Source organism: Dactylosporangium sp. CS-047395 (assembly GCF_050942185.1).
GTDB lineage: Bacteria > Actinomycetota > Actinomycetes > Mycobacteriales > Micromonosporaceae > Dactylosporangium.
Genome location: NZ_CP192015.1, coordinates 6,852,877 through 6,875,742, shown reverse-complemented (window position 1 = coordinate 6,875,742; position 22,866 = coordinate 6,852,877). Strand labels below are relative to the sequence as shown.

Annotated in this window: 25 protein-coding genes; 11 read left to right on the top strand and 14 right to left on the bottom strand. The window is 73.9% G+C overall.

Translation table 11 applies throughout. From position 1 onward, the window contains the following. Nucleotides 1-34: 34 nt before the first annotated feature. Entirely contained in the window at nucleotides 35-916 is an 882-nt protein-coding gene (locus ACQP00_RS32330; protein WP_433202428.1) for an undecaprenyl-diphosphate phosphatase, read from the bottom strand. Between the two features lie 82 nt (nucleotides 917-998). Between ACQP00_RS32330 and ACQP00_RS32325 the strand changes: the two genes are divergently transcribed. Next, nucleotides 999-2,357 carry a sensor histidine kinase gene (locus ACQP00_RS32325; RefSeq protein ID WP_433202425.1) on the top strand — a complete coding sequence of 453 codons (1,359 nt, stop codon included), beginning with the start codon at nucleotides 999-1,001 and terminating at the stop codon, nucleotides 2,355-2,357. A 132-nt stretch (nucleotides 2,358-2,489) separates the two neighbouring features. Further along, nucleotides 2,490-3,116: a hypothetical protein gene (locus tag ACQP00_RS32320; RefSeq protein ID WP_433202422.1), complete on the top strand. Its 627-nt coding sequence runs from the start codon at nucleotides 2,490-2,492 to the stop codon at nucleotides 3,114-3,116. A gap of 50 nt (nucleotides 3,117-3,166) precedes the next feature. Here ACQP00_RS32320 and ACQP00_RS32315 read toward each other — a convergent pair whose 3' ends face one another. The 4 genes from ACQP00_RS32315 to ACQP00_RS32300 form a co-directional block, all read right to left on the bottom strand. After that, nucleotides 3,167-3,664, bottom strand: a complete 498-nt coding sequence (locus ACQP00_RS32315; protein WP_433202419.1) for a hypothetical protein — start codon at nucleotides 3,662-3,664, stop codon at nucleotides 3,167-3,169. Between the two features lie 77 nt (nucleotides 3,665-3,741). Then, entirely contained in the window at nucleotides 3,742-4,935 is a 1,194-nt protein-coding gene (locus tag ACQP00_RS32310; protein WP_433202416.1) for an ABC transporter permease, read from the bottom strand. After that, nucleotides 4,925-5,971, bottom strand: coding sequence for a peptidoglycan-binding protein (locus ACQP00_RS32305; protein ID WP_433202413.1), 1,047 nt, complete (start codon nucleotides 5,969-5,971; stop codon nucleotides 4,925-4,927). The genes ACQP00_RS32310 and ACQP00_RS32305 overlap by 11 nt, the downstream gene beginning before the upstream one ends. Then, entirely contained in the window at nucleotides 5,968-6,648 is a 681-nt protein-coding gene (locus ACQP00_RS32300) for an ABC transporter ATP-binding protein (RefSeq protein WP_433202410.1), read from the bottom strand. The genes ACQP00_RS32305 and ACQP00_RS32300 overlap by 4 nt, the downstream gene beginning before the upstream one ends. A 104-nt stretch (nucleotides 6,649-6,752) precedes the next feature. Between ACQP00_RS32300 and ACQP00_RS32295 the strand changes: the two genes are divergently transcribed. From ACQP00_RS32295 to ACQP00_RS32285, 3 genes are read left to right on the top strand one after another with little or no spacing between them, the layout of a single operon-like run. Then, nucleotides 6,753-8,213 carry an ATP-binding protein gene (locus ACQP00_RS32295; protein ID WP_433224070.1) on the top strand — a complete coding sequence of 487 codons (1,461 nt, stop codon included), beginning with the start codon at nucleotides 6,753-6,755 and terminating at the stop codon, nucleotides 8,211-8,213. A gap of 5 nt (nucleotides 8,214-8,218) precedes the next feature. Then, on the top strand, nucleotides 8,219-8,893 hold the full coding sequence (locus ACQP00_RS32290; RefSeq protein ID WP_433202407.1) for a response regulator: 675 nt from the start codon (nucleotides 8,219-8,221) through the stop codon (nucleotides 8,891-8,893). Next, nucleotides 8,886-9,626, top strand: coding sequence for a glyoxalase (locus ACQP00_RS32285; RefSeq protein WP_433202404.1), 741 nt, complete (start codon nucleotides 8,886-8,888; stop codon nucleotides 9,624-9,626). Before ACQP00_RS32290 ends, ACQP00_RS32285 begins: the two co-directional genes overlap by 8 nt. A gap of 3 nt (nucleotides 9,627-9,629) precedes the next feature. Here ACQP00_RS32285 and ACQP00_RS32280 read toward each other — a convergent pair whose 3' ends face one another. From ACQP00_RS32280 to ACQP00_RS32250, 7 genes are all read right to left on the bottom strand, one after another. Then, nucleotides 9,630-10,019: a hypothetical protein gene (locus tag ACQP00_RS32280; RefSeq protein ID WP_433202401.1), complete on the bottom strand. Its 390-nt coding sequence runs from the start codon at nucleotides 10,017-10,019 to the stop codon at nucleotides 9,630-9,632. A 41-nt stretch (nucleotides 10,020-10,060) separates the two neighbouring features. Then, nucleotides 10,061-10,675 (bottom strand): phosphatase PAP2 family protein, encoded by a 615-nt coding sequence (locus ACQP00_RS32275; protein ID WP_433202398.1) that lies wholly within the window; start codon nucleotides 10,673-10,675, stop codon nucleotides 10,061-10,063. Next, nucleotides 10,665-11,351, bottom strand: a complete 687-nt coding sequence (locus tag ACQP00_RS32270; RefSeq protein WP_433202395.1) for a response regulator transcription factor — start codon at nucleotides 11,349-11,351, stop codon at nucleotides 10,665-10,667. The genes ACQP00_RS32275 and ACQP00_RS32270 overlap by 11 nt, the downstream gene beginning before the upstream one ends. A 103-nt stretch (nucleotides 11,352-11,454) precedes the next feature. Beyond that, nucleotides 11,455-12,156: a methyltransferase domain-containing protein gene (locus tag ACQP00_RS32265; RefSeq protein WP_433202392.1), complete on the bottom strand. Its 702-nt coding sequence runs from the start codon at nucleotides 12,154-12,156 to the stop codon at nucleotides 11,455-11,457. 92 nt (nucleotides 12,157-12,248) lie between these two features. Then, the gene (locus tag ACQP00_RS32260; protein WP_433202389.1) at nucleotides 12,249-13,280 is read right to left on the bottom strand and encodes an ABC transporter substrate-binding protein; all 1,032 of its coding nucleotides are present in this window, start codon (nucleotides 13,278-13,280) and stop codon (nucleotides 12,249-12,251) included. Between the two features lie 13 nt (nucleotides 13,281-13,293). After that, the gene (locus tag ACQP00_RS32255) at nucleotides 13,294-14,136 is read right to left on the bottom strand and encodes an ABC transporter permease (protein WP_433202386.1); all 843 of its coding nucleotides are present in this window, start codon (nucleotides 14,134-14,136) and stop codon (nucleotides 13,294-13,296) included. Next, the gene (locus ACQP00_RS32250; RefSeq protein ID WP_433202383.1) at nucleotides 14,126-14,926 is read right to left on the bottom strand and encodes an ABC transporter ATP-binding protein; all 801 of its coding nucleotides are present in this window, start codon (nucleotides 14,924-14,926) and stop codon (nucleotides 14,126-14,128) included. The genes ACQP00_RS32255 and ACQP00_RS32250 overlap by 11 nt, the downstream gene beginning before the upstream one ends. Before the next feature lie 148 nt (nucleotides 14,927-15,074). On the opposite strand from ACQP00_RS32250, the gene ACQP00_RS32245 reads away from it, so the two are divergent. Together ACQP00_RS32245 and ACQP00_RS32240 are read left to right on the top strand one after the other, a co-directional pair. Continuing rightward, nucleotides 15,075-16,667: an ATP-binding protein gene (locus tag ACQP00_RS32245; RefSeq protein ID WP_433202380.1), complete on the top strand. Its 1,593-nt coding sequence runs from the start codon at nucleotides 15,075-15,077 to the stop codon at nucleotides 16,665-16,667. Beyond that, complete coding sequence (locus ACQP00_RS32240) at nucleotides 16,664-17,338, top strand: response regulator (protein WP_433042765.1); 675 nt, start codon at nucleotides 16,664-16,666, stop codon at nucleotides 17,336-17,338. The genes ACQP00_RS32245 and ACQP00_RS32240 overlap by 4 nt, the downstream gene beginning before the upstream one ends. Before the next feature lie 4 nt (nucleotides 17,339-17,342). Here the strand turns inward: ACQP00_RS32240 and ACQP00_RS32235 are convergent, their stop codons facing one another. Together ACQP00_RS32235 and ACQP00_RS32230 are read right to left on the bottom strand one after the other, a co-directional pair. Next, nucleotides 17,343-18,506, bottom strand: coding sequence for a HAMP domain-containing sensor histidine kinase (locus tag ACQP00_RS32235; RefSeq protein WP_433202377.1), 1,164 nt, complete (start codon nucleotides 18,504-18,506; stop codon nucleotides 17,343-17,345). After that, a complete protein-coding gene (locus tag ACQP00_RS32230) occupies nucleotides 18,503-19,150 on the bottom strand; it encodes a response regulator transcription factor (RefSeq protein WP_433202374.1) in 648 nt (215 codons plus the stop codon). Before ACQP00_RS32230 ends, ACQP00_RS32235 begins: the two co-directional genes overlap by 4 nt. A gap of 88 nt (nucleotides 19,151-19,238) precedes the next feature. On the opposite strand from ACQP00_RS32230, the gene ACQP00_RS32225 reads away from it, so the two are divergent. From ACQP00_RS32225 to ACQP00_RS32210, 4 genes are read left to right on the top strand one after another with little or no spacing between them, the layout of a single operon-like run. Next, on the top strand, nucleotides 19,239-19,955 hold the full coding sequence (locus tag ACQP00_RS32225) for a hypothetical protein (RefSeq protein ID WP_433202371.1): 717 nt from the start codon (nucleotides 19,239-19,241) through the stop codon (nucleotides 19,953-19,955). Beyond that, a complete protein-coding gene (locus tag ACQP00_RS32220; RefSeq protein WP_433202368.1) occupies nucleotides 19,952-21,019 on the top strand; it encodes a peptidoglycan-binding protein in 1,068 nt (355 codons plus the stop codon). The genes ACQP00_RS32225 and ACQP00_RS32220 overlap by 4 nt, the downstream gene beginning before the upstream one ends. Then, complete coding sequence (locus ACQP00_RS32215) at nucleotides 21,016-21,696, top strand: ABC transporter ATP-binding protein (protein WP_433202365.1); 681 nt, start codon at nucleotides 21,016-21,018, stop codon at nucleotides 21,694-21,696. The genes ACQP00_RS32220 and ACQP00_RS32215 overlap by 4 nt, the downstream gene beginning before the upstream one ends. Next, nucleotides 21,693-22,865: an ABC transporter permease gene (locus tag ACQP00_RS32210; RefSeq protein WP_433202362.1), complete on the top strand. Its 1,173-nt coding sequence runs from the start codon at nucleotides 21,693-21,695 to the stop codon at nucleotides 22,863-22,865. The genes ACQP00_RS32215 and ACQP00_RS32210 overlap by 4 nt, the downstream gene beginning before the upstream one ends. The last annotated feature ends 1 nt before the right edge of the window (nucleotide 22,866 follow it).

Genomic DNA, 22,866 nt, shown 5'->3' with positions numbered 1-22,866 from the left:
GAGCGGGCCGTGTGTGAGGCGCCTGGGAACCGGCTCAGCGCAGGGTCAGCCAGCCCAGGCTCAGCAGGCCCGCGACGATGCAGTACCAGGCGAAGGGGGTCATCGTGCGGTGCTCGAAGTACCGGGTCAGGAACCGCACCGCGAGGTAGGCGGCGGCGAACGAGGCCACACTGCCCGCGAGGACCTGGCCGTGGATGCCGGCGCCGAGCGGGCCGAACAGGTCCGGGAGCTTCAGCACGCCGGCGGCGAGGATGACCGGGGTGGCGAGCAGGAACGAGAACCGGGCCGCGTCCTCGTGGGACAGGCCCTTGAGCAGGCCGGCACCCATCGTGGCGCCCGAGCGGCTGATGCCCGGCAGCAGGGCCAGGACCTGGGCGGAGCCGATCTGCAGTGCGCGGGAGAACGTCCCCGACGCCAGGCGCTCGTCCGGGTCGCCCGCCGTGCGGTCCTGGACGGGGGCCCGGCGGCGCAGGCGCTCGGCGCCGAGCAGGACGAGGCCGTTGAGGGTGAGGAAGATCGCCGCGGGCACCGGCCGGCCCAGCACGGTGCGGAACGTGTGTTCCAGCAGGAGACCGGTGATGCCGACGGGGATGGTGGCCACGACGATCATCCACGCCAGGCGCTCTTCCGGGGTCACGATTCGCCGGTACCGCACCGACGACGCGAACCCGCCCAGAATCCGCACCCAGTCGCGCCAGAAGAACACCAGCAGCGCCAGCGCGGTGGCCACGTGCAGGCCGACCACGAAGGCGAGGTACGGCGACTCGGGCGCGGACACGCTCAGGTCGCGGGCCCAGCGGCCGCCGAGGAGCGCGGGGAGCAGGACGCTGTGGCCCAGGCTCGACACCGGGAACAGCTCGGTGACGCCCTGCAGGAGGCCGACGACGATCGCCTCGGGATAGGTCAACTGGTGCATGGGGCGCCATGCTGGCCGCCCGATCCTGAGAACACCTTGAAACTCAGGCCCCGTTCAGGTTCCCGGCCGTAGCGTCCGGTAGGTGCGCAGATACGCGGAGCGGATACGGCAGCGGCTCGGGGTGCGGATGCGCTCCGCGCTCGCCGCGTCCGCGGTGGTGGCCATCGCCTCGGTGCTCACGGGCGTCGCGTTCGTCGTCGCCGCGCGGCTCATCCTGACCGGGAACGTGGACCAGAGCGCCGGCGACCGCGCGGCCCAGATCGCCGGGGCCCTCGGCGACGAGGAGGCGCTGACGGCGGTGATCCAGCCATCGCTGCGCGACCGGACGGTGGTGCAGGTGCTCGGCGCGGACGGCACGGTCCTGCGCTCCTCGACGCTGCTCACCGGGGCCCAGCCGATCTCGCCGCTGCGCCCGGCGGCGGGGGAGACCCGGCGGGAGCAGCGGCGGCTGGCGGCGCCGCACGACGAGTACTTCCGGATCACCGCGCTCGGCGTGTCGACCGCGGCCGGGCCCCGCACGGTGCTGGTCGGCCAGTCCCTCGACGAGATCAACGACGGGACCGAGGCGGCGGTCGGCGCCCTCGCCGTCGGGCTGCCCGTGCTGACGGTGATCGTGGGCGTGGCGACGTTCCTGTTCGTCGGGCGCTCGCTGCGGCCGGTCGACGCGATGCGCCGCCAGGCGGAGACGATCAGCGGGCGGAATCTGCACGCGCGGCTGCCGGTACCGCCGACGGCCGACGAGATCGCCGCACTGGCGAACACCATGAACGGCATGCTGGACCGCATCGAGGCGGCCACGGCGGCCCAGCGCCGGTTCGTCGCCGACGCCTCACACGAGCTGCGCAGCCCGCTGTCGACCGTCCTGACCGGCCTGGACCTGCTCGGCGACGGCCCGCACGTGGTGCGCATGCGCCGGGAGAGCGACCGCATGGCCCGCCTCATCGCCGACCTGCTGCTGCTCGCCCGCGTCGACGAGAAGGGCCTGCAGCTGCGGCACGAGGACGTCGACCTGGACGACCTCGTGTACCTGGAACGCGAGCGCCTGGCCGCCGACCACCCCGGCCTGAAGGTGACCGCGCGGACGGCCCCGGTGCGGGTCAGCGGCGACCCGCACCACCTGCAGCGCGTGCTGCGCAACCTCGTGGACAACGCGGCCCGCTACGCGAAGAACACGGTGGAGGTGACGCTGGAGGCTCAGGACGGTACCGCGGAGATCGTGGTCGCCGACGACGGCCCGGGCATCGCCGCGCAGGACCGCGCCCGCGTCTTCGGCCGCTTCGTCCGCCTCGACGAGGACCGCTCCCGCGCCGGCGGCGGCACGGGGCTCGGCCTGCCGATCGCCCGGGACATCGCCACCGCCCACGGCGGCACCCTGACCGTCGAGGAGTCCCCGGCCGGCGGCGCCCTGCTGCGGCTGCGCCTGCCGCTCACCGACGCATAAGAGCCGTCTAAGAATCGCCGGTGCCAGCTCCACGGCAGGTCCCTGGCAGCATTCACCCAGCTTCGCCACCGACTCTGGAAGTCACGAAAGCGCAGGTAAAGCGGCCTGCGCAGGGGATGGGAGCGAAGACACGTGTCGAGCAAGCACATCAAGCGCATCGGCTTCGCGGCGGCGGGCCTGACGGCGACCGGCATCATGGTGTTCGGCGCCGCCCAGCTGGCGAGCGCCGAGACGACGGCGCCCTCGCCGAGCGCCTCGTCCAGCACCGGCCCGCACTCCGGCGGTGGCGGTGGCGGTGGCGAGGGCCGTGGCGCCTCGAACGACACCGCGGTGACGGGCGACGAGCTGGCGAAGGTGACGGCGGCCATGAAGGCCAAGGACTCGTCGGTGTCGGTGACGAGCGTGCGCAAGGACCCGGACGGGTCCTACGACGTGCTCGGCACGAAGGACGGCGCGAAGGTCTTCTACGACGTGAGCGCCGATCTCAAGACCTTCACCCTGAACACCGGCGGCGGCAAGGGCGGCCACGGCGGTGGCGGCGGCCGCGGCGCCTCCAACGACACCGCGGTGACGGGCGACGAGCTGGCGAAGGTGACGGCGGCGATGAAGGCCAAGGACTCGTCGGTGTCGGTGACGAGCGTGCGCAAGGACCCGGACGGGTCCTACGACGTGCTCGGCACGAAGGACGGCGCGAAGGTCTTCTACGACGTGAGCGCCGACCTGCAGACCTTCACCCAGCACACCCGCACCGGGAAATGACCCGGCCGGTCGTGGCGGTCGCCCCCCGTCGGCCGTCACGACCGCGCCGCTCATCCCGCGGCGGCCTTCGTCGCGCGGGCGCCCGGGCCGGGGTCGACCTGGATCGGGCCGGGCTCCAGGTGGCGGCAGGCCTCGTCGGCGCGCCGCCAGGCCGGGTCGTCGTCCGCCGGGGCCGCGGTGGGGCGGAAGGTGCCGTCGCTGTCCGGGTCGGGCCAGTCCGGCAGGCCGTTGGTGCGGATGCACGCGGCCCACGCCCGCAGCTTGCCCATCTCCTCGACGCCGACCGGGCGCTGCGTGTGGGCCGGGATGGCGCCGATGCGGGCGAACTGCTCCCGGCACTCCGCGGCCGGCTGCTTCACCAGGCCGTTGACCGACGCCGGGAAGCCCCACCGGCCGTCCCGCTCGACCGGGTCGGGAAAGTCGGGGAAGCCGTTGGCGCGCATGCACTGCGCGGCGGCGGCGTACGGTTCGCGGGCCGGTTCCGGGGCGGTCTGGCCGGCCCCGCAGCCGGCCAGCAGCGCGACGATGGTGAGCACTGCGATTCGCATGGTTCGACGGTCGCCGTCCGGACCCGGATCCGCGACCCCCGAAGGAGCGGGCCGGGCGGCCACCATTTGGGGGAGGCTCAGGCGGTGCGCAGCGCCTCCGTCGGCGGCAGGTGCGCGGCCCGCAGCGCCGGATAGAGACCCGCCGCCGCGCCGGCCACCACCGACACCAGCAGGCCGCCGTACAGCGCCTCGGGCGGGATCAGGACCGTCCAGCCGCGCGACACGGCCATGCCCGCGGTGACCGCCGCGCCGACCGCGATGCCCGCGACCCCGCCCAGCATGGCCAGCAGCAGGGACTCGGTCAGGAACTGGGCCGCCACGTGGGCGCGGGCGGCGCCGAGGGCCCGGCGCAGGCCGATCTCGGTACGCCGCTCCAGCACGGCGATCACCATCACGTTGGCGATGCCGATCGCGCCGACGAGCAGGGCGATCGCGCCCAGGCCCAGCATCAGGCCCGCCCCGGACTGCCGCACCCGCAGTTGGGCGGTGAGGGCCTCCGACGGGCGGCTCACCGACACCCCGGACGGGTGCTCGGGGTTGGCCGCCGGCGCGAGCAGACCGGCCACCTCCGCGGTGTACTCCGTCTGCGCCCGCACATAGATGCGGCTCGGATGGCCGTCGTACCCGAGCAGGTGCCCGGCCGAGCCGAACGAGACGAGCGCGGCCTGGTCGAGCTCCGGGGCGTACGGGAACGGCTGGAGGATGCCGACCACCGTGTACCAGTGCCCGCCGAGCCACACGCGGTCGGAGCCGGTGGCACCGGTGATGCCGAGCGTCGTCGCGGCGTCGTACCCGAGGACGGTCACCGGGGCGTCGTCGTCGCCGAGGAACCGCCCGGCCAGCAGCGCGCCGTCCAGCGTGCTCAGCAGCGTCGCGCCGGCGGCCCGCACCGAGCGGCCGCCGGAGCGCGCGGCCTTGACCCGGTCGTTGCGGTACACGCCGGTGCCGGGCAGCTTCGCCGTCGGCGCCACCGCCTGGACGTGCGGGACCTGGCCGATCATGGCGGTCGCGGTCGCCGGCAGCAGCTGCTCGCCGCCGCCCGCGTCGGTGCCGTTGACCACAGTGAGCAGGTTGGTGCCGAGCCGGTCGAGCTGGGCCAGCAGCGCGCCCTGACTGGACCTGGTGACGCCGAGCATGGCGACGAGCGAGGCGATGCCGATCGCGATGCCCAGGCCGGACAGCAGCGCGCGCATCCTCCGCGCCCGCAGGGCGAGCGAGGCGGTCGGCAGCAGATCCCGGACGGGCAGCGTGCTGCGAGGCTCAGGCGTCACGGGGCACCTGCACCTGTTGCCCCTCGAGGAGCCCGGTGATCTCGACGGTGCCGGTGAGGTCGTCGAACAGCCCGGTGCGCACCGGTACCCGCCGGGTGCCCGGGCCGTCGACGACGATGACCTCGTACCGGCCGGCGCCGGCGGCGTTCAGGGCGGTGATCGGTACCGTCAGCACGTCCGGGTGCGTGGCCCGGACGACCCAGACCTGCACGCCCGCCTGGTCGACGAAGCCGCTGACCGCGCCGTCGAGGCGGATGGTGACGGCCACCGTGCTCGGCGCCGTGCCGTCGCCGGGGGTCGTGGTGCCGATCGCGGCGACCCGGCCGGGCCGGTTGCTCGCGTCCGGCAGCGTCACCACGACGGCATCGCCGGCTTTGATCCAGGCGAGCTGCTGCGTCGAGGCGTTGACGGTGACCGCGGGCTCGGTGCCGGTCGCGTGCTCGACCGGCTCGCCCGGCTCGACGCGGGCGCCGGGCTCGAGGTCGCGGCCGCTGACCCGGATCGCGCCGGGCGTGAAGGTGACCGCCCCCAGCGGCAGCGCACCCGTCACGGTCATGCGGTTCGCCTGCTGCCAGCGCCGCACGGCGGCGGCGGTCGCGCCGGTGAACCTCTGGTCCACCGTCAGCCCGGCGCCGAAGCCCAGCTCGCGCAGGTTGCGTTCGAGCTGCTCGACGTCGGCGCCGTCGGGCATCCCGAGGGCGATGTCGCGCCAGGCGGGTCGGTCGCCGTAGAGCAGGGTCACGCGCCGGCCGTCGACCTCGTAGGCGGCCTCGCCCGCGCTGACGACGGTGCCGACCGGCGGCAGCCAGGTCAGGGTGCCCGAGCCGGCGCCGGACACGACGAGCGAGCCGGCGTAGCCGAGCGAGCCGTTGACGAACTGGCGCTCGGCGACGGTCGCGCGGGTGACCTCGGCGGTCGTGGTGCGCACCGGTGCCGCCGCGGGCGGCCCCGGCGGGCGGGGCAGCCGCTCGGACGTCAGCAGCCCGGCCACGCCGAGCAGCCCGACCGCGGCGGCGACCTTCGCGGTGCGCCTCAAGGCCGCCGCCCGCGGTCGACCAGCCGGCCGTCCCGCATCACGACCCGGCGCCGGCACGCGTCGGCGACCGCGGCCTCGTGCGTGATGATGACCATCGCGGTGCCGTCGTCGTTGAGCTCGGCCAGCAGGGTCATGATGTCGCGGCTCGTGGCCGAGTCGAGGTTGCCCGTCGGCTCGTCGGCGAACACGATCGCCGGGCGGCCGACCACCGCCCGCGCGATCGCGACCCGCTGGCGCTCCCCGCCGGACAGCTTGGTGACCCGATGGCGGATGCGGTGCCCGAGGCCGACCCGCCGCAGCGCCGCCTCGGCCCGCGCGCGGCGTTGCCCGGCCGGCACGCCGCGGTACAGCAGGCCGGTGGCCACGTTGTCGAGCGCGTCGAGCGACTCCAGCAGCAGGAACTGCTGGAACACCACGCCGACCCGGTGCGCCCGCACGCCGGCGAGCTGGCGGTCGGTGAGTCCCTCGACCGGCCGGCCGTCGATGAGCACCGAGCCCGCCGTCGGCCGGTCCAGCGTCGCCATCAGGTTGAGCAGGGTCGACTTCCCCGATCCGGAGGCGCCGGAGACGGCCAGGAGGTCGCCCGGCCCGACGGTCAGGTCGACGCCGCGCACGGACTCGACCGGCGGCTCACCCGGGTAGGTCTTGCGCACGCCCCGCAGTTCGAGGATCGCCATGGCCTCACGATGCCGACGCGGGTGCGGCCGCGCATCCCCCAAAGTCGGGCCCGCCGCACCCACCTTCGAGGGGTGCCCGCGTCGGTACGCTGCCGGAGGTGAGGATGCTGTCGCGGCTCGGCCTGCGCCCGCGGATGGCGGTCTCGTACGTGCTCGTCTCCGCCGCCGCGGTCCTGCTCGTCGAGGCCGTGCTGCTCGCCGTGCTCGTGCCGCGGGTCCGGGCGGCCGATCGGGCGGCGGGGGTGGCGCAGGATCGTGCGGTACAAGCGGAACTGCAGTTGCAACAGGTGACCGTGCAGCGGTTGGCGCATGATCTGGCGGCCGCGGTCGGCAAGCGGATCAGCGTGACCGGCGATGCGCTGACGGCCGCGGTCGCCACGGACGCGTTCGCGGTGCACGCGCGGGATGCGTCGCCCGGCGACGACCCGGTGCAGGTGGTGGCCGACGCGGACGGCCGGGTCGTCGCGGCCGCGCCCGCCGACGCGTTCCGCCCCGGTGGCGCGCTGCCGGCGGCGGCCCGGGCCGGCGGGCCCACGGACGGGCGGATCGCCCAGCAGCGCCGGACCTTCGCGTGGGCGGCCGAGCCGATCCAGGCCGAGCAGGGTGTGGCCGGCATCGCGTACGTCGAGCTCGACCTCACCCAGCGCCCCTCGCCCGCCCCGGCCGGCAGCGGGCCGGCGATCCGCTCGGTGGTGCTGCCCGGCGCCGGGGCGCTGCTGCTGCTCGTGCCGGTCGGGGCGCTGTTCGGGCTGCTCAGCACCGGCCGGTTGATCCGGCGGATCCGGGGGCTGTCGGACGGCACGGCCGCGATGGCCGGTGGCGACCTGCGGGTGCGCCTGCCGGTGTCCGGCGAGGACGAGGTGGGCCGGCTGGAGCGGTCGTTCAACACCATGGCGGAGCGGCTCGAGACGGCCGTGGCCGAGCAGCGCGCCGCGGCCGGAGCCGAGGCCCGCCGGGCCGAACGCGGCCGGATCGCGCGGGAGCTGCACGACTCGATCTCGCAGGACCTGTTCTCGGTCAGCCTGGTCGCGGCGGGCATGCGCAAGGCGCTCAGCCCGGGGTCGGCGCTGCAGCAGCAGGCCGAGGCGATGGAGCGCTCGCTGGCCCGCACCATGCGCGAGATGCGCGCGCTGCTGCTGGAGCTGCGGCCGATCCAGCTGGAGGACGCCGGGCTCGCGGCGGCGCTGGACGAGCTGTGCCGGGCCTACGAGGTGCGGCTCGGCATCCCGGTCACCGCCGACCTGGCCCCGGTCGACCTGGACGCGTCCGTCGAGCATGCGGTACTGCGGGTGGTCCAGGAGGCCGTCGGCAACGCCGTGCGCCACGGCGAGCCCGCGTCGATCGCGGTCCGGCTGGCGGCCGACGGCGACCGGGTCGTGGTGACGGTGCGCGACGACGGCCTGGGCTTCGATCCGCGCGAGGCGGGCGGCCGGCACGGGATGGGCCTGGACCTCATGCGGGAACGGCTGCGCGAGGCCGGCGGGACGATGGAGATAGCCAGCGCGCCCGGGCAGGGAACCACCGTTCGCGTGACCCTCCCGGCGGTCCCGCAATGGCTAGGCTGAGCGGCATGGTCACGGTGCTGATCGTCGACGACCACGAGGTGGTCCGCCAGGGCCTGCGGTTCATGCTGACCCAGGAGGCCGGCATCGAGGTGGTCGGCGAGGCTGGCGACGGCGCGGCCGCGCTGGCCGGGATACGCCGGCTGCGCCCGGACGTGGTCCTGCTCGACCTGGCCATGCCCGGGCTCGACGGTCTCGGCGTGCTGCACGCGCTGCGCGGCGACGAGCACCGGCCGGCGGTGATCGTCCTGACGTCGTACGCCGACGAGGACCGGGCGATCGAGGCGATGCGCGCCGGCGCCCTGTCGTATCTGCCGAAGACCACGCCGGCCGACCGGGTGACCGAGGCGGTCCGGGCCGCGGCCTCCGGCGGGAGCGTGCTCGCCCCGGACGTCGCCGCCGTGCTCGTACACCGCTGGCGCGCGCAGGATCGCGAGGGCCCGCTGGACCGGCTCTCGGCCCGCGAGCGCGACGTGCTCATGGAGCTCTCCCGGGGCCGCTCGAACCGCGAGGTCGCCCGGGCGCTGTCGCTCGGCGAGCAGACAGTGAAGTCGCACGTGTCGAACATCCTCACGAAACTCGGCCTGCAGGACCGCACCCAGGCGGCGATCTTCGGCCTCCAGCACGGCCTGGTCCCCCTGGGCGACGCCCTGCGCGACACACCCGGGAGCACGCATGCTTGACGAGCGCGTCCCGCCCAACGAGACCACCGTGCCGTTGCTGCCCTGCGTCGCGCCGGAGGAGACCCTCGCCTTCTGGCGCGCCCTCGGGTTCGCCGTCACCTACGAGCAGCAGAAGCCCTACCTGTACCTCGCGTTCCAGCTCCGCGGCATCCAGCTGCACTACAAGCGGGCGGCGGCCTGGGTGCAGCCGACCGACGACAACACGGGCGGCTGCCTGGTGATGGTCGACGCCGTCGCCCCGTACCACGCGGCGTTCGTCGCGGCGATGCGCGCCACGTACGGCAAGGTGCTCGCCAAGGGCCTGCCCCGCATCACCCGCTACCGCGCCGGAGCCTCGCGGTTCACCGTCATGGACCCGTCCGGCAACCAGATCATCTTCATCCAGCGCGACGAGCCGGACGTGGAGTACGGCGGCTCCAAACAGTTGCAGGGCCTCGCCCGGGTCCTCGACAACGCGCGCATCCTCCGCGAGTTCAAGCACGACGACCTCGCCGCGTTCCGGGCGCTGCAGTCCGGGCTGCGCCGCCACGGTGCCACGGCACCGGCCGTCGAGCAGGGACTGGCCTTGGCGTCGATGCTCGAACTGGCGACCGCTTTGGAGGAGCCGGATGTGGTACCGGCTCTGGGTGCCCGCCTCCGCGAACTCACCCTGACCCCGGAGGAACGCCGGCGGGTCGAGTCGGCCGTCGCCGACCCCTCGCTGCTCGACCCGTGGCTGCCACCCCCGGCCTGAGGACTACGCCGTCGGGGACGGCGCGGGGGGTGTGGCCGGGACGGCCGTTGCCGGTGGTGTCGCCGGCCCGGTCGGGCTCGCGCCGCGGCCGGAGTTCCCGTCCCGCTGCTCGTTGTTCTGCTCGTTGTTCTGTTCCTCGTCGCGGTTGCCGTGCTCGCCACCGTCGGCCTCGTCGTCGTGGTGGTGGCCGGACTCGGAGCCCGCGACGAGCCCGACGGCGACCCCGGCGACGCCGCACGGCACCGCGATCAGCAGGCCCACCGCGAGCGCGGCCGTCGCCGCGGCGCGCTTGGGCGTGGCGAAGAACGTGCGCCACCCGCGGCGGGGCGGCGCGGCGGGAATCTCAGGCGTGGCAACGGTTTCGTCGGCGTTCGTGGTGTGCTCATCGGTCATGCACCCAAGGTAGGGCGGTCCACCTGAAACGACGTTGAACGTCAGGTTCGCGGCGGTGCGGCCCGCCGGAACAGGCCGAGCGCAGCGAGCACCGAACCCGCGAGCAGCCAGCCGCCGAGCACGTCGGTCGGCCAGTGCGCGGTGAGGGCGACCCGGCTGATGCCGACGAGCGCGGCCCACACCGCGGCGAGGGCGACCAGCGCGGTCCGGGCGATGCGGTTCGCCAGCAGCGGCCACAGGACGACGACGAGCAGCCCGGCCGCGATCGCCGACGACGTGGTGTGGCCGGACGGGAACGCCCAGCCGGACGTGGCGGTGAGCCGCTCGGGCGGGCGGGGCCGGTGCACGAGGGCCAGTACCGTGAGCCGGAGGACCGTCGCGGTGACGGCGGCGCCGAGCACGAACGCCAGCCCGCGCCAATCCCGCCGCAACACCGTGAACAGCACCGCGGCCAGCAGGAGGCACAGCAGCACCGCGGTGTCGGCGGTGTGCGTGATCGCCGACATGGCGGTGCGCCAGCCGTCGTGGGCCCTGGCGAAGCGCAGCGCGGCGTCGCTCACGGCGGCATCCCAGCGCATCAGCGGGCCGAAGCGCGCGGCGACCAGCGCGGTCAGCAGGGCGAAACCGAGGGGTGCGGCCAGGCGCTCAGCCGCCATGCGGGTCCAGCCGGTAGCCGACGCCGCGGACGGTCTGGATGGCGGTGCGGCCGTACGGGTGGTCGATCTTCTTGCGCAGGTACCCGACGTACACCTCGACGATGTTCAGGTCGCCCTCGAAGCCCGCGTCCCAGACGTTCTCGAGGATGGCGGTCTTGGTGACCACGTCGCCCGAGCGGCGCAGCAGGAACTCCAGCAGCGCGAACTCGCGCGGGGTGACCGCGATGTGGTCCTCGCCGCGAGCGACCCGCCGGCGGGCCGGGTCCAGGTGCAGGTCGCCGGCCGCGAGCACCACCGGCCGCTGCGGGGCGCCCCGGCGGATCAGCGCCCGCAGCCGGGCGACGAGCACGACGAACGGGAACGGCTTGGTGAGGTAGTCGTCCGCGCCGAGGTCGAGGGCGTCGGCCTGGTCGTACTCGCCGTCCTTCGCGGTCAGCATGAGGATCGGGGTCCACACCTCGCGGCGGCGCAGTTCCCGGCACACCTCGTAGCCGTTGAGGCCGGGCAGCATGATGTCGAGCACAATGGCGTCGTACGCGCCGTTCGGGCTCTCCGTGGCCGCCCACAGGCCGTCGACGCCGTTGAACATCAGGTCCGTGGTGAATCCCTCACCGGCGAGCCCGTCGCGAATCATCTCGGCCAGCGCGACCTCGTCGTCGATCAGCAGGAGACGCATGGATCCACCCTCATGCCGGAAAGCGTCACACACTGAAGCTGAATGTGCGCTGAATGGCATCCTACATGCTGTAGGTGGTGCAGTTGTGGAAATCGCCTGAGGCCTAGGCGGTCCGGCGGGCCACGTAGACGACGTTCACGGCCCACCCTGCGCTGCCCGGAAGCCGGCAGGCCAGGCCGTCGGCGGTGCGGGCGAACGGCCGCAGCAGCGGCCGGTCGTACCAGCCGGGCGTCAGCATCGAGAAGCCGCGCCGCGCCACCACCTCGAAGCCGTGCCGCCGCAGCAGCCGGGCCACCTGCGCGTGGGACAGTTCCGCGAACCAGCGGCGGCCGGTGTGGCGGCGGGCCCGCAGGTGCCGCAGCGAGCGGCGGTTGCCGTGGTTCTCGACGACCAGCAGCCCGGTCTCGGCGTTCGGCAGCGCGCGCGCCGCGAAGGCCAGGGCTCGCTCACGGACGTCGTCGTCGACGTTGAGCAGCAGCCGGAACATCGTGACCAGCGCCGGGCCGTCCGTGGCGACCGGCTGCGGGACCGGGCCGCCGGTCGCCACGGTGTGCAGGTCCGCCTCGGTGCCCAGCTCCGCCGCCTTGGCCAGCATGTCCGGCGAGGTGTCGTAGCCGTGGGCGTACCAGACCAGGCCATCGAGGTTGCGGATGGCCCGGCCGGTGCCGCAGGCGAAGTCGTGCAGGGTCGGGCGCAGGTCGGGGAATGCGCGGCGGATCAGGCCGCGCAGGTACACCCGCTGACGCCGGTTGATGTGCCAGGCATACGTGCCCGGTGCGTATGTGACGTGTTCGTACTTGTCCACCGCGCCGGTATTCTGGAACGCATCCGCGTAGTTCCCGTCCATTGTCCGTCCAACGCCTGGACCGGTATTGCGGTGCGGACGAACACTGTTTCTTATTTTTGTACCTTGCTGACGTACTCGGTCGTGTACGTCTTGGCCAGGTCGACCTGATCCTTCTTGCCCTTGACGTTCGGGGAGAACTGGCTGAGCACCTCGAGGACGTTCTTGGCGCCCTCGGCCTTCATGACGCCGTCGCCGTTGAACATGCCGATGCTGTCGGTCACGGCCTGGACGTAGAGTCCGGCGTTGCCGGCGGCGTACTCGGCCGGCATCTTCGCGGCGATCTCGTCGGGCTTGTGGTCCTTGATCCAGCGCAGGGTCTTGACGAAGGCGTTGGCGAGCTTCTGCACCGCGTCGGGGTGGGCCTGGACCCAGGCGCAGTCCATGTACAGCGAGCTGGCCGGGTACAGGCCGCCCAGGGCCGCGCGGGTGCCCGCCTCGGTGCGCATGTCCAGCAGGATCTTGCCCTTGCCGGTGCTGGTCAGCTGGGCTGCGGTCGGGTCGGTGGTCATGCCCGCGTCGATGCCGCCGTTGTCGATGGCGGCGATGAACGTCTGGCCGGCGCCGGCCTTGACCGTGGTGTAGTCGCCGCTCTGCAGGCCGCCCTTGGTGGCGAGGTACTGCGTGAGGAAGTCGGTCGACGAGCCGGAGCTGGTGATGCCGAGCTTGCGGCCCTTGAAGTCGGCCGGGCTCGTGATCTGGCCGGCCTTGTTCGCCGCGACGATCTCGACCTCGCCCGGCACGTCGGCCAGCTGGACCACGCTGGTGATGCACTTGCCCTTGGTCTGCAGGTCGATGGTGTGGTCGTAGAAGCCGACGACGCCCTGGACGTCGCCGGAGATGAGCACGTTCTCGGCGGTGGCGCCGGACGGCTCGGTGAGCAGCTGGACGTCGAGCCCCTCGGCCTTGAAGTAGCCGAGCTGCTCGGTCAGCTTGGCCGGCAGGTAGATGACCTTGTCGATGCCGCCGACCATGATCTTCACCTGGGTGGGTGCCTCGGCGGAGCCGGTCTGGTCCGGTGCGGTGCCCCGGCAGCCGGCCAGCAGCAGCCCGGCACAGCAGGCGAGTGCCACGAACTTGCGCATGCGGATGGTCCCTTCAGATCTGGGTGTCGGCCTGCACGGGCGGGCGCCAGCGCAGCAGCCGGCCTTCGAGCAGGGTGAGCAGCCACTCGGCGAGGAGGGCGATGACGGTGATGATGATCATTCCGGCGTAGATGCCGGCCGCGTCGAAGGTGCCCTGGGCGTTGGCGATGAGCAGGCCCAGGCCCTTGTCGGCGCCGGCGTACTCGCCGACGACCGCGCCGATGAGCGCGAACCCGAACGCGGCGTGCAGCGAGGCGAAGATCCACGACATCGCGCTGGGCACGACGATCGAGGTGAGCACCTGGACGCGGGAGGCGCCCAGGATGCGGGCGTTGTTGACGAGGTTGCGGTCGACCTCGCGGGCGCCCTGGAAGGCGTTGAAGAACACGGCGAAGAACACGAGGACGACGGCGGTGGCGACCTTCGAGGACAGGCCGAGTCCGAACCAGATGACGAAGAGGGAGGCGAGCACGATCCGCGGTACCGCGTTGGCGGCCTTGATGAACGGCGCGGCGACGTCGGCGACGAACCGGGCCCGGCCGAGCAGGATGCCCAGCAGCACCCCGCCGATCGCGCCGATGACGAAGCCGAGCACCGTCTCCTGCAGGGTGATGCTGATCTGGGTCCACACCGGGCCGAAGGCGGTGCCCTTGGTGAACCAGTCGCCGAGGCGCTCCCAGATCGCCGACGGCCTGGAGTAGAAGAACGGGTCGATCCAGTGCGTGGCGGCCAGTTCCCAGCTGCCCAGCCAGACCACGACGACCGCGAGGCGCACGGCCCACATGACGAGCTTCGGCCGGCGGCGCGGTGCGACCTGCTCGGTCGCCGCCGGCGCGGTCACCACCTCAGCCGACACGGTGCGCCGCCTCGGCCCGGGCCCGCTCGACCTCTTCGCGCAGGCTTTCCCAGATTTCGCGGTACGTCTCCACGAACGCCGCGGTGAGCCTGATCTCCTCGACCCGGCGCGGGCGGGGGAGCGGGACGTCGAAGATGGCCTTCACCGTCGCCGGACTGGACGTCATGACCACCACCCGGTCGGCGAGCGCGATCGCCTCCTCCAGGTCGTGGGTGACGAAGACGACGGCGGCGCCGGTGCCCTGCCACAGCCGCAGCAGCTCGTCCTGCATGAGCGCCCGGGTCTGCACGTCCAGGGCGCTGAACGGCTCGTCCATGAGCAGGATCCGCGGCTCGTTGACGAGCGTCTGGGCCAGCGCGACCCGTTTGCGCATGCCGCCGGAGAGCTGGTGCGGGTAGTACCGCTCGAACGCGGCCAGCCCGACCCGCTCGACCCAGACCGCGGCCTGGGCGCGGGCCTCGGCCTTGCCGCGGCCCCGGTAGCGCGGCCCGGCGGCGACGTTGTCGATGACCGAGCGCCACGGCAGCACGGCGTCGGACTGGAACATGTAGCCGACGCCCGCCGGGATGCCGCGGACCGGGGCGCCGTCGACCTCGACCTCCCCCGAGGACGGCGGCTCGAGGCCGGACACCAGCGACAGCGTCGTGGACTTGCCGCAGCCGGTCGGCCCGACCACGGCGACGAACTCGCCCTCCTCGACGGCGAAGGTGAGGTCCCGGACGGCGGTGTGGGGCCGGCCACCGTTGCCCGGGAAACGCTTGGTGGCCTGGCGGAGCACGATTACGCTCACAACGGACTCCTTTCGTAGCCAGGGACCGTAGGCAGCGCGGCGGGCGCTGCGAACCCTTGCGCCGGTTGTGGTCGCAGCCCGCGTTAGCCGCGTATTGCGCGTTTTGCTCACAGGGTCTTCTCAGGTGTCCCGGCGGTACGCTCCCGTCATGTTTCGGCTGCGTTACACGCCCTTCGCGCGGCAGGCCCTGGCCCTGCAGGCGGCCGTGCTGGTGGTCGTGGTCGGCGTCGGCTTCGCGCTCGTGAGCTGGCTCTTCGACGACGAGATGACGCAGCAGTACGGCACCCGGGCACTCGCCGTCGCGCACACGCTCGCGGCCGACCCGGCGATCGCCGCGGCTGCCGCGGCCGACGACCCGCAGCACGTGCTGCCGGCCCGGGCCGAGGCGGCCAAGGCGGCCAGCGGCGCGCTGTTCGTGGTCATCACGAACCGGCTCGGCATCCGCCTGGCGCACCCGAACCCGGACCGCATCCACGAGCCCGTCTCCACCGACCCGTCGGAGGTGCTGGCCGGCCACGACACGATCAACGTCGAGCAGGGCACCCTCGGGCTGTCGGCCCGGGGCAAGACGCCGCTGCGGGACGCGAGCGGTGCGATCGTCGGCGAGGTGAGCGTCGGCTTCCGGATCGAGGACATCCGCGGGCACGTGACCAGCGAGCTCGCCGTCGCCGCCCTGTTCGCCGGGGGCGCGCTGGCGCTGGGCTTCGTCGGCTCGGTGCTGCTGTCGCGCCGGCTCAAGCGGCTCACCCTGGGCCTGGAACCGCACGAGCTCGCGGAGCTGGTGCAGGAGCGCGAGGCGGTCCTGCACGGCATCAGCGAAGGCGTGCTCGCCGTGGACGCCGACGGGCGGGTGACGGTGTGCAACGGCGAGGCCGCCCGTCTGCTGGGCGTGCCGGTCGCGGGCACGGGCGGTACCATAGCCGCACTTCCCGCTTCTCTAAGGGAGGCGGTCGAACAGCGGGCGCCCGTCGACAACGTCATCACCGTCGCCGGTGACCGGGTCCTCGTCGCGAACTATCGCGCCGTGCGCCGCGACGAGCGCGACCTCGGCGGCGTGCTCACCCTGCGCGACCGGACCGACCTGGAGACCATCACCCGGGAGCTGGAGTCGGTGCGGACGCTGAGCACCGCCCTGCGCGCGCAGCGGCACGAGTTCGCCAACCGGCTGCACGTGCTGTCCGGGCTGCTGCACAACGGCCACGGCGCCGAGGCGCTCGAGTTCCTGCACGCGGTGTCCGACACGGCCGCGCCCGCCGGTGGCCGCGCCGTCGACGATCCCTATCTGCAGGCGTTCGTGGACGCCAAGACGGCCGAGGCGGCGGAGAAGGACGTGCGGCTCACCCTCGCGGACACGACCTGGGTCGGCACCCGCGTCACGGCGCCGGTCGAGGTCACCACCGTGCTCGGCATCCTGGTCGACAACGCGCTGGAGGCCGCCCGGCGCGGCGCCCGGCGGCCCGCCTGGGTCGACCTGGCGCTGCTCGAGGACGGCACCACCCTGCACATCTCGGTCGTCGACTCCGGCGACGGCGTCCCGGACGGGCTGTCCGGGCGGATCTTCGACTCGGGCGTGTCGACGAACGGCGAGGACGGCCGCGGGCTGGGCCTGGCCCTGGCCCGGCAGGCCGCCCGGCGCCTGGACGGCGACGTGCGGCTGGCCGCGCCCGGCCAGGACGGGCACGGCGCGGTGTTCGAGGCGCGCCTGCCCGGGGCCCTGCAACCGGCGCGGGAGCCGGTGTGACGATCAACGTCCTGGTCGTCGAGGACGACTTCCGGGTGGCCCGCATCCACGTCGAGTTCACGCACCGGGTCGACGGGTTCGCGGTGACCGCGACGGCCCGCAGCGCCGCCGCGGCCCGGCGCGAGCTCGCGGCCCGGCCGGTCGACCTGGTGCTGCTCGACGTGTACCTGCCCGACGAGTCGGGACTCGACCTGCTGACCGAGCTGACCGTCGACACCATCATGCTGACCGCGGCGTCCGATGCCGCCACGGTCCGCGCCGCCTATGCCCGCGGGGCGCTGAACTACCTGGTGAAGCCGTTCACGGCCGAGCAGCTGGCCGACCGGCTGGCCGCCTACCGGCACTACCGGGCGCTGGTCACCGCCGGTCCGCGCAGCCTGACCCAGGCCGACATCGACCGCTGCTGGCGGGTCCTGCACGACGGCGACCGCCCGTCGGCGCCGAAGGGGCAGTCCGCGGTGACCGTCCGGCTGGTCAGCGAGGCGCTGCGCCGGGCCGGCCGCCCGCGCACGGCGGCGGACGTCGCCGACGAGCTCGGGATCTCCCGCGCCACCGCGCAGCGGTACCTGGCGGCACTGGCGCGCGACGGCGTGGCCGAGGTCCGGCTGCGCTACGGGGCGACCGGGCGGCCGGAGCACCAGTACCACTGGAAGATCCCGGTCGGCGGCTGACGCTTCAGCCGGGCAGCGTCACGGTGACGCGCAGGCCGCCGTCGGGTCTGGGTGCCGCCTGTACCGTGCCGCCGTGCACCTCCGCGATCGCCGCGACGATGGCCAGGCCGAGCCCGAACCCGTCGCCGCCGGTGCGCTCGTGCAGGCGGCGGAACGGCTGGAACAGCTCGCCGATCGCGCCGGGCTCGACGGCCGGTCCCTGGTTGGCCACCTCGAGCCGGGCGTGGCCGTCCACTGTGGACGTCGTGATCCACACTGTGCCGCCGGCCTCGTTGTAGCGCACCGCGTTGTCCACGAGGTTCGCGGTGAGCCGCTCCAGCAGGACCGGGTCGCCGGTGGTGAGGGCCGGTTCCAGGGCGCTCTGGACCTGCCGGTCGCCGCGGTCGGTGCCGTCCAGCACGTCCTCGGCGACGGTGGCCAGGTCGGTCGGCTCGCTGCCGTGCCGGCCGCCGTTGCTGCGGGCCAGGGTCAGCAGCGCCTCGATCAGCGTCTCGGCGTGCTCCACGGCCGCGCGGACGTCGCGGGCCATGCCGACCAGCTCGGCCTCGGTCGCGTGCGGCTTGGCCAGCACCACGTCGACGCTGGTCCGCATGACGGTGAGCGGCGTGCGCAGCTCGTGGCTGGCGTTGGCGATGAACTGGCGCTGCCCCTCGAAGGAGCGCTGCAGCCGGTCGAGCATGCCGTCGAAGGTGTCGGCCAGCTCGCGCAGTTCGTCGCGCGGGCCGCCGAGGGCCACCCGGGCCGAGAGGTTGTGCTCGGTGGCGGTCCGGGCGGCCGCGGTGAGCCGCTGGACCGGGCGCAGGACGCGGCCGGCGACGAACCATCCCGCGACAGCGGACAGCAGCGTAGCCGCGCCCAGGCTCAGCCCGGACTGCCACAGCAGCGCGTCGAGGGTGGCCTCGCGCTGGGACTCGACGCCGGCGATGAGGCCCTGGTCGTACGCCGCCTGGCACTTGCCGCGCAGGTTGGTGTCCTCGGTGGTGCCGCCGTTGAGGACGCGCTTGCACGCGTCGATGAACTCGGGCGGCGGCGCCTCCGGGCCGTACTCGGTGACGGTGGTCCGGCTCAGGTTGGCGGCGAGCAGCCCGTACGTGATCGCGATGAGGGCGCCGCCGCAGACCAGGAACAGCAGGGTGTACAGCAGCGTCAGGCGGATGCGCAGGCTCACATCCGGTAGCCCTTGCCGACGACGGTCTCGATGAGCGGCGGCGCGCCCAGCTTGCGCCGCAGCCGGGTCAGCGTGACCGACACGATGTTGCTGAACGGGTCGACGTGCGCGTCCCAGACGTGCTCGAGCAGGTCCTCGGCGCTGACCACCGCACCGTCGGCGGCGATCAGCAGCTCCAGCACGCCGAACTCCTTGCGGGTCAGCGACAGCGGCCGCCCGGCCCGGGTGGCGCGGTGCCGGGCGCGGTCGACGGTCAGGTCGCCGCGGCGCACGACCGGCGGCGCCGACGGGGCCCGGCGGGCCAGGGCCCGCACCCGGGCGACCAGTTCGTGGAACGCGAACGGCTTGCCGAGATAGTCGTCGGCTCCGAGTTCGAGCCCGTCGACCCGGTCGTCGACACCCGAGGCGGCGGTCAGCATCAAGATCCGGGCGCCATCGGTACCGGCCAGTGCCCGGCAGACCTGATCACCGTGCACGACGGGCAGGTCGCGGTCGAGCACCACGACGTCGTAGCCGACCTCCGCCGCGCCGGTCAGCGCCGCGGCGCCGTCGTGCACGACGTCGACCGCCATGCCGGCGTCGCGCAGGCCCTCCCCGATGCGCGCGGCGAGCGTCACGTGATCCTCGACCACCAGCACCCGCATGCCGACCATTGTGCGCCGTCCCGGATGACATCCGTCCGACATGGCGGGTAGCGGTCATGTCATCACCGTGCGCGTACACCTGGCGCCCATGAGAATCGTGATGCTCGGCGCCGTCCTGATGCTGGCGGCCTGCAGTGCGAGCCCGTCGCCGGGCGTGCCGAGTCTCGGCGGCACCGCCGGCGCGGCGCCCCCGACCGCAGGTGGCTGCATCGGCGCCGTGGACGGGCTGAACCAGCTCATCGGTGACACGGGCCAGAGCCCGGCGCCCGGCGCGAGCAAGCCGGCCGGCGACGGCGGGGCCCCGAACAAGGACCTTGGCTATCAGCCGACGTGCGCGGGGGCGACCGGTGACGCACGCCGCAGCGCGCTGCACGCGGCGGCCGACTGCATCCGCCAGCACGGCATCTCGACGTACAAGGATCCCGTGCTCACCGCCGACGGGCACGTGTTCACCGACTCGCGCAGCCTGCACCGGGCCGACGGGGATACGGTGCTGGCGGCCGCACAGGCCTGTCACGACCTGATCGTCGCCGCCGATCTCGTCCCCGACGCGCAGGCGCCGGCCCCACCGGCGCTGGTCCAGGCCGGGGTGAAGTCAGCGCGGTGCATGCGCGGCAACGGCCTGCCGAACTACCGCGACCCGTCCGCCAACGACGAGTTCACCCCGGGCCACGGGTTCGGCATGCACCCGGAGGATCTGCCCGGCGACAAGACGGACCCGACGGTGCAGCACGCGCTGGAGGCCTGCCGGGCGGTCCTCGACGAAGAGGCGCAGACGTCGAGCCTGGGGAGCCTGGCGGGATGAACCGGCGCGCACTGCTCACCTCGGCGGCCGCCACGGTCGCGGCCGGCGCGGCCGGGGGCTGGTTCGTGTGGCGGTACCCGGGCGGGGCGGCACCCGCCGCGGCCGAGGTCCCCACGACGACGGCGAAGGTCACCCGCACCGACCTGTCCAACGGCACCCAGGTGTCCGGCGCGCTCGGGTACCGCGGCGCCTACACCGTCCTCGCGCAGGGCGCCGGCGGCACGGTGACCGCGCTGCCCGCCCCGGGCGCGGTGATCGACCGCAACGACGCCGTCTACGAGGTCGACAACCGGCCGGTGCGGCTGTTCTTCGCCGACCGCCCGGCGTTCCGGCCGTTCGCCTCCGGGATGACGGCGGGCGTGGATGTCCGGGCCCTGGAGGAGAACCTGAAGGCACTCGGCTACCTCACCGCCGCCGACGCCACCTTCGCCGGCAGCACGGCGACCGCGATCCGGCGCTGGCAGCGGGCGACCGGCCAGACCGTCACCGGCCGCATCGAGCTGGGGGAGGTCAGCTTCCAGCCGGGCGCGATCCGGGTCAACACGGTGACCGCCACGCTCGGCGCCGAGGTCCACGGCGGCGAGCCGATCCTCACGGCGACGTCGACGACGCCGGTGGTCACGATCAACGTGCCGGCCGGGCAGACACACCTGGTGCATCCGGGCGACAAGGTGAGCGTCACGCTGCCGGACCGGCGGCGGGTCAGCGGGACGGTGGCGTACCTGTCGCCGGTCGCCGACCAGCAGCAGCAACAGGACCAGCCCGGCCGGGGCGGCCCGGTCCTGGTGCCCGGCATCGTCACGCTCGACGACCAGCAGGTGGGCACCAACCTGGACCGGGCCCCGGTGCAGGTCGGCATCACCGACCAGACCGTGACCGGCGTCCTGGCCGTGCCGGTCACCGCGCTGGTCGCCCTGGCCGGCGGCGGCTACGGCGTCTACCGGCGCAACGGCACCGAGCGCACCCTGCTCGCCGTCACCCCCGGCCTGTTCTCCGACACCCTCGTCGAGGTCCGCTCCGACGGGCTGCGCGAGGGCGACGACGTGGAGGTGCCGGCCTCGTGACCCCCGCACTGGAGCTCATCGGTGTCGGCAAGACCTATCCGCCCCCGGCGCGCGTCACGGCACTGTCCGATGTGGATTTTCTCGTGTACCGCGGGCAGAAGGTCGCCATCACGGGCGCCTCCGGGGCCGGCAAGTCCACGCTGCTGAGCATCCTCGGCACCCTCGAACGGCCCAGCAGCGGCACGGTCCGCATCGCCGGCACCGACACGTCGGACATGCGCGACGCCCAGCTGTCCGGGGTGCGGGCCTGGCACATCGGCTTCGTCTTCCAGCAGTTCTTCCTGCTCGAGCACCTCACCGTGCTGGACAACGTGGCCACCGGCCTGGTCTACCGGGGCGTCCCGGCGGCCGAGCGGCGCAGGCGGGCGGCCGAGGCCCTGGACCGGGTCGGCCTCGCCGGCCGCGTCCGGCACCGCCCGGCCCAGCTCTCGGGCGGCGAGCGCCAGCGGGTCGCCATCGCCCGCGCCGTCGTGGGGCGCCCCGCCGTCGTGCTTGCCGACGAGCCGACCGGCAACCTCGACTCCGCCAACGGCCGCGACGTGGTCGACGTGCTCGCCGCCTTGGAGGACACCACCGTCGTGCTCATCACCCACAACGCCGACGTGGCGGCGGCGATGCAGCGCCGGATCCACCTCCGCGACGGCCGGATCGTGCACGACTCGGAGACGGCCGCGTGAGGGCCCTCGACGCGCTCGCCGCCGGTACCGCCGGCCTGCGCGCCCGCCGCGTCCGCGCCACCCTCTCGGCCCTCGGCATCGCGATCGCCATCGCCGCGCTGGTCGCCGTCCTGGGCGTCGCCGAGTCCTCCGAGCGGCAGCTGCTGGACGAGCTCGGCCGGCAGGGCAACCTGCTCACCGTGGCCACCGGCAAGACCTTCGACGGCAGCCCCACCCCGCTGCCGCTCACCGCCCAGCCGATGATCGCCCGCATCCCACCCGTGCAGGCGACCACCGCGGTCGGCAACATCGACGGCGCGACCGTGCGCCGAACCGACCTGATCCCGCCCGTGAACACCAACGGCATCACCGTGCTGGCCGCCCAGCCGTCCCTGCCGCAGACCCTCTCGGTCCAGGTCCTGCGCGGGACGTTCCTCGGCCCGGTCGCGGAGCAGTACCCGCAGACCGTGCTCGGCTGGTCCGCCGCGCGCAGTCTCGGCATCGACCGGCTCACCGAGCAGACCCAGGTGTTCATCGCCGGCCGGTACTTCACCGTGGTCGGCATCCTCGCCCAGGCCGGCGTCGCCCCGGAGATCGACACCGCCGCCCTGATCAGCTTCGGCGTCGCCGACCGGCTCTTCGGCCTCGGCGGCGTCCCGACGCGCATCTACCTGCGCGTCGACCCCGACCAGGTGGCCGCGGTGACCGCCGTGCTCGGGTCCACGGCATCGCCGGAGAACCCTCGGGACGTACAGGTGGATCGCCCTTCCGACGTGCTCCTGGCCCGCATCCAGGCGAAGGAGACGTTCGTCGGCCTGTTCCTCGGCCTCGGCGCCGTCGCCCTGCTCGTCGCGGGCGTCGGGATCGCCAACATCATGGTCATCTCGGTGCTGGAACGGCGCGCGGAGATCGGCCTGCGGCGCGCTCTTGGGGCCAAGCGGCGGGACGTGGCGGCGCAGTTCCTGCTCGAATCGGCGCTGCTGGCGGTCATCGGCGGCGTCGCCGGGATCGGGCTGGGCTGCCTGGCGACGCTGGTCGCGGCCCGGCTGGGCGGCAACCCGGTGGCGATCCCGTTACAAGCACTGGCCGCCGGCCTGGTCGCGGCGCTGCTGGTGGGCGCCCTGGCCGGGCTGTATCCGGCGGCCCGGGCGGCGCGGCTGCCACCGGCCGACGCGCTGCGGACCCTCTAGG

Bases quoted from the DNA above. Each gene is read 5' to 3' on its own strand.
- ACQP00_RS32295 (WP_433224070.1), top strand. From the start codon at position 6,753: ATGCTGTCGCGGCTCGGCCTGCGCCCGCGGATGGCGGTCTCGTACGTG.
- ACQP00_RS32300 (WP_433202410.1), bottom strand. From the start codon at position 6,648: ATGGCGATCCTCGAACTGCGGGGCGTGCGCAAGACCTACCCGGGTGAG.
- ACQP00_RS32245 (WP_433202380.1), top strand. From the start codon at position 15,075: ATGTTTCGGCTGCGTTACACGCCCTTCGCGCGGCAGGCCCTGGCCCTG.
- ACQP00_RS32315 (WP_433202419.1), bottom strand. From the start codon at position 3,664: ATGCGAATCGCAGTGCTCACCATCGTCGCGCTGCTGGCCGGCTGCGGG.
- ACQP00_RS32220 (WP_433202368.1), top strand. From the start codon at position 19,952: ATGAACCGGCGCGCACTGCTCACCTCGGCGGCCGCCACGGTCGCGGCC.
- ACQP00_RS32330 (WP_433202428.1), bottom strand. From the start codon at position 916: ATGCACCAGTTGACCTATCCCGAGGCGATCGTCGTCGGCCTCCTGCAG.
- ACQP00_RS32260 (WP_433202389.1), bottom strand. From the start codon at position 13,280: ATGCGCAAGTTCGTGGCACTCGCCTGCTGTGCCGGGCTGCTGCTGGCC.
- ACQP00_RS32270 (WP_433202395.1), bottom strand. From the start codon at position 11,351: ATGCGTCTCCTGCTGATCGACGACGAGGTCGCGCTGGCCGAGATGATT.
- ACQP00_RS32230 (WP_433202374.1), bottom strand. From the start codon at position 19,150: ATGCGGGTGCTGGTGGTCGAGGATCACGTGACGCTCGCCGCGCGCATC.
- ACQP00_RS32275 (WP_433202398.1), bottom strand. From the start codon at position 10,675: ATGGCGGCTGAGCGCCTGGCCGCACCCCTCGGTTTCGCCCTGCTGACC.
- ACQP00_RS32290 (WP_433202407.1), top strand. From the start codon at position 8,219: ATGGTCACGGTGCTGATCGTCGACGACCACGAGGTGGTCCGCCAGGGC.
- ACQP00_RS32225 (WP_433202371.1), top strand. From the start codon at position 19,239: ATGAGAATCGTGATGCTCGGCGCCGTCCTGATGCTGGCGGCCTGCAGT.
- ACQP00_RS32280 (WP_433202401.1), bottom strand. From the start codon at position 10,019: ATGACCGATGAGCACACCACGAACGCCGACGAAACCGTTGCCACGCCT.
- ACQP00_RS32285 (WP_433202404.1), top strand. From the start codon at position 8,886: ATGCTTGACGAGCGCGTCCCGCCCAACGAGACCACCGTGCCGTTGCTG.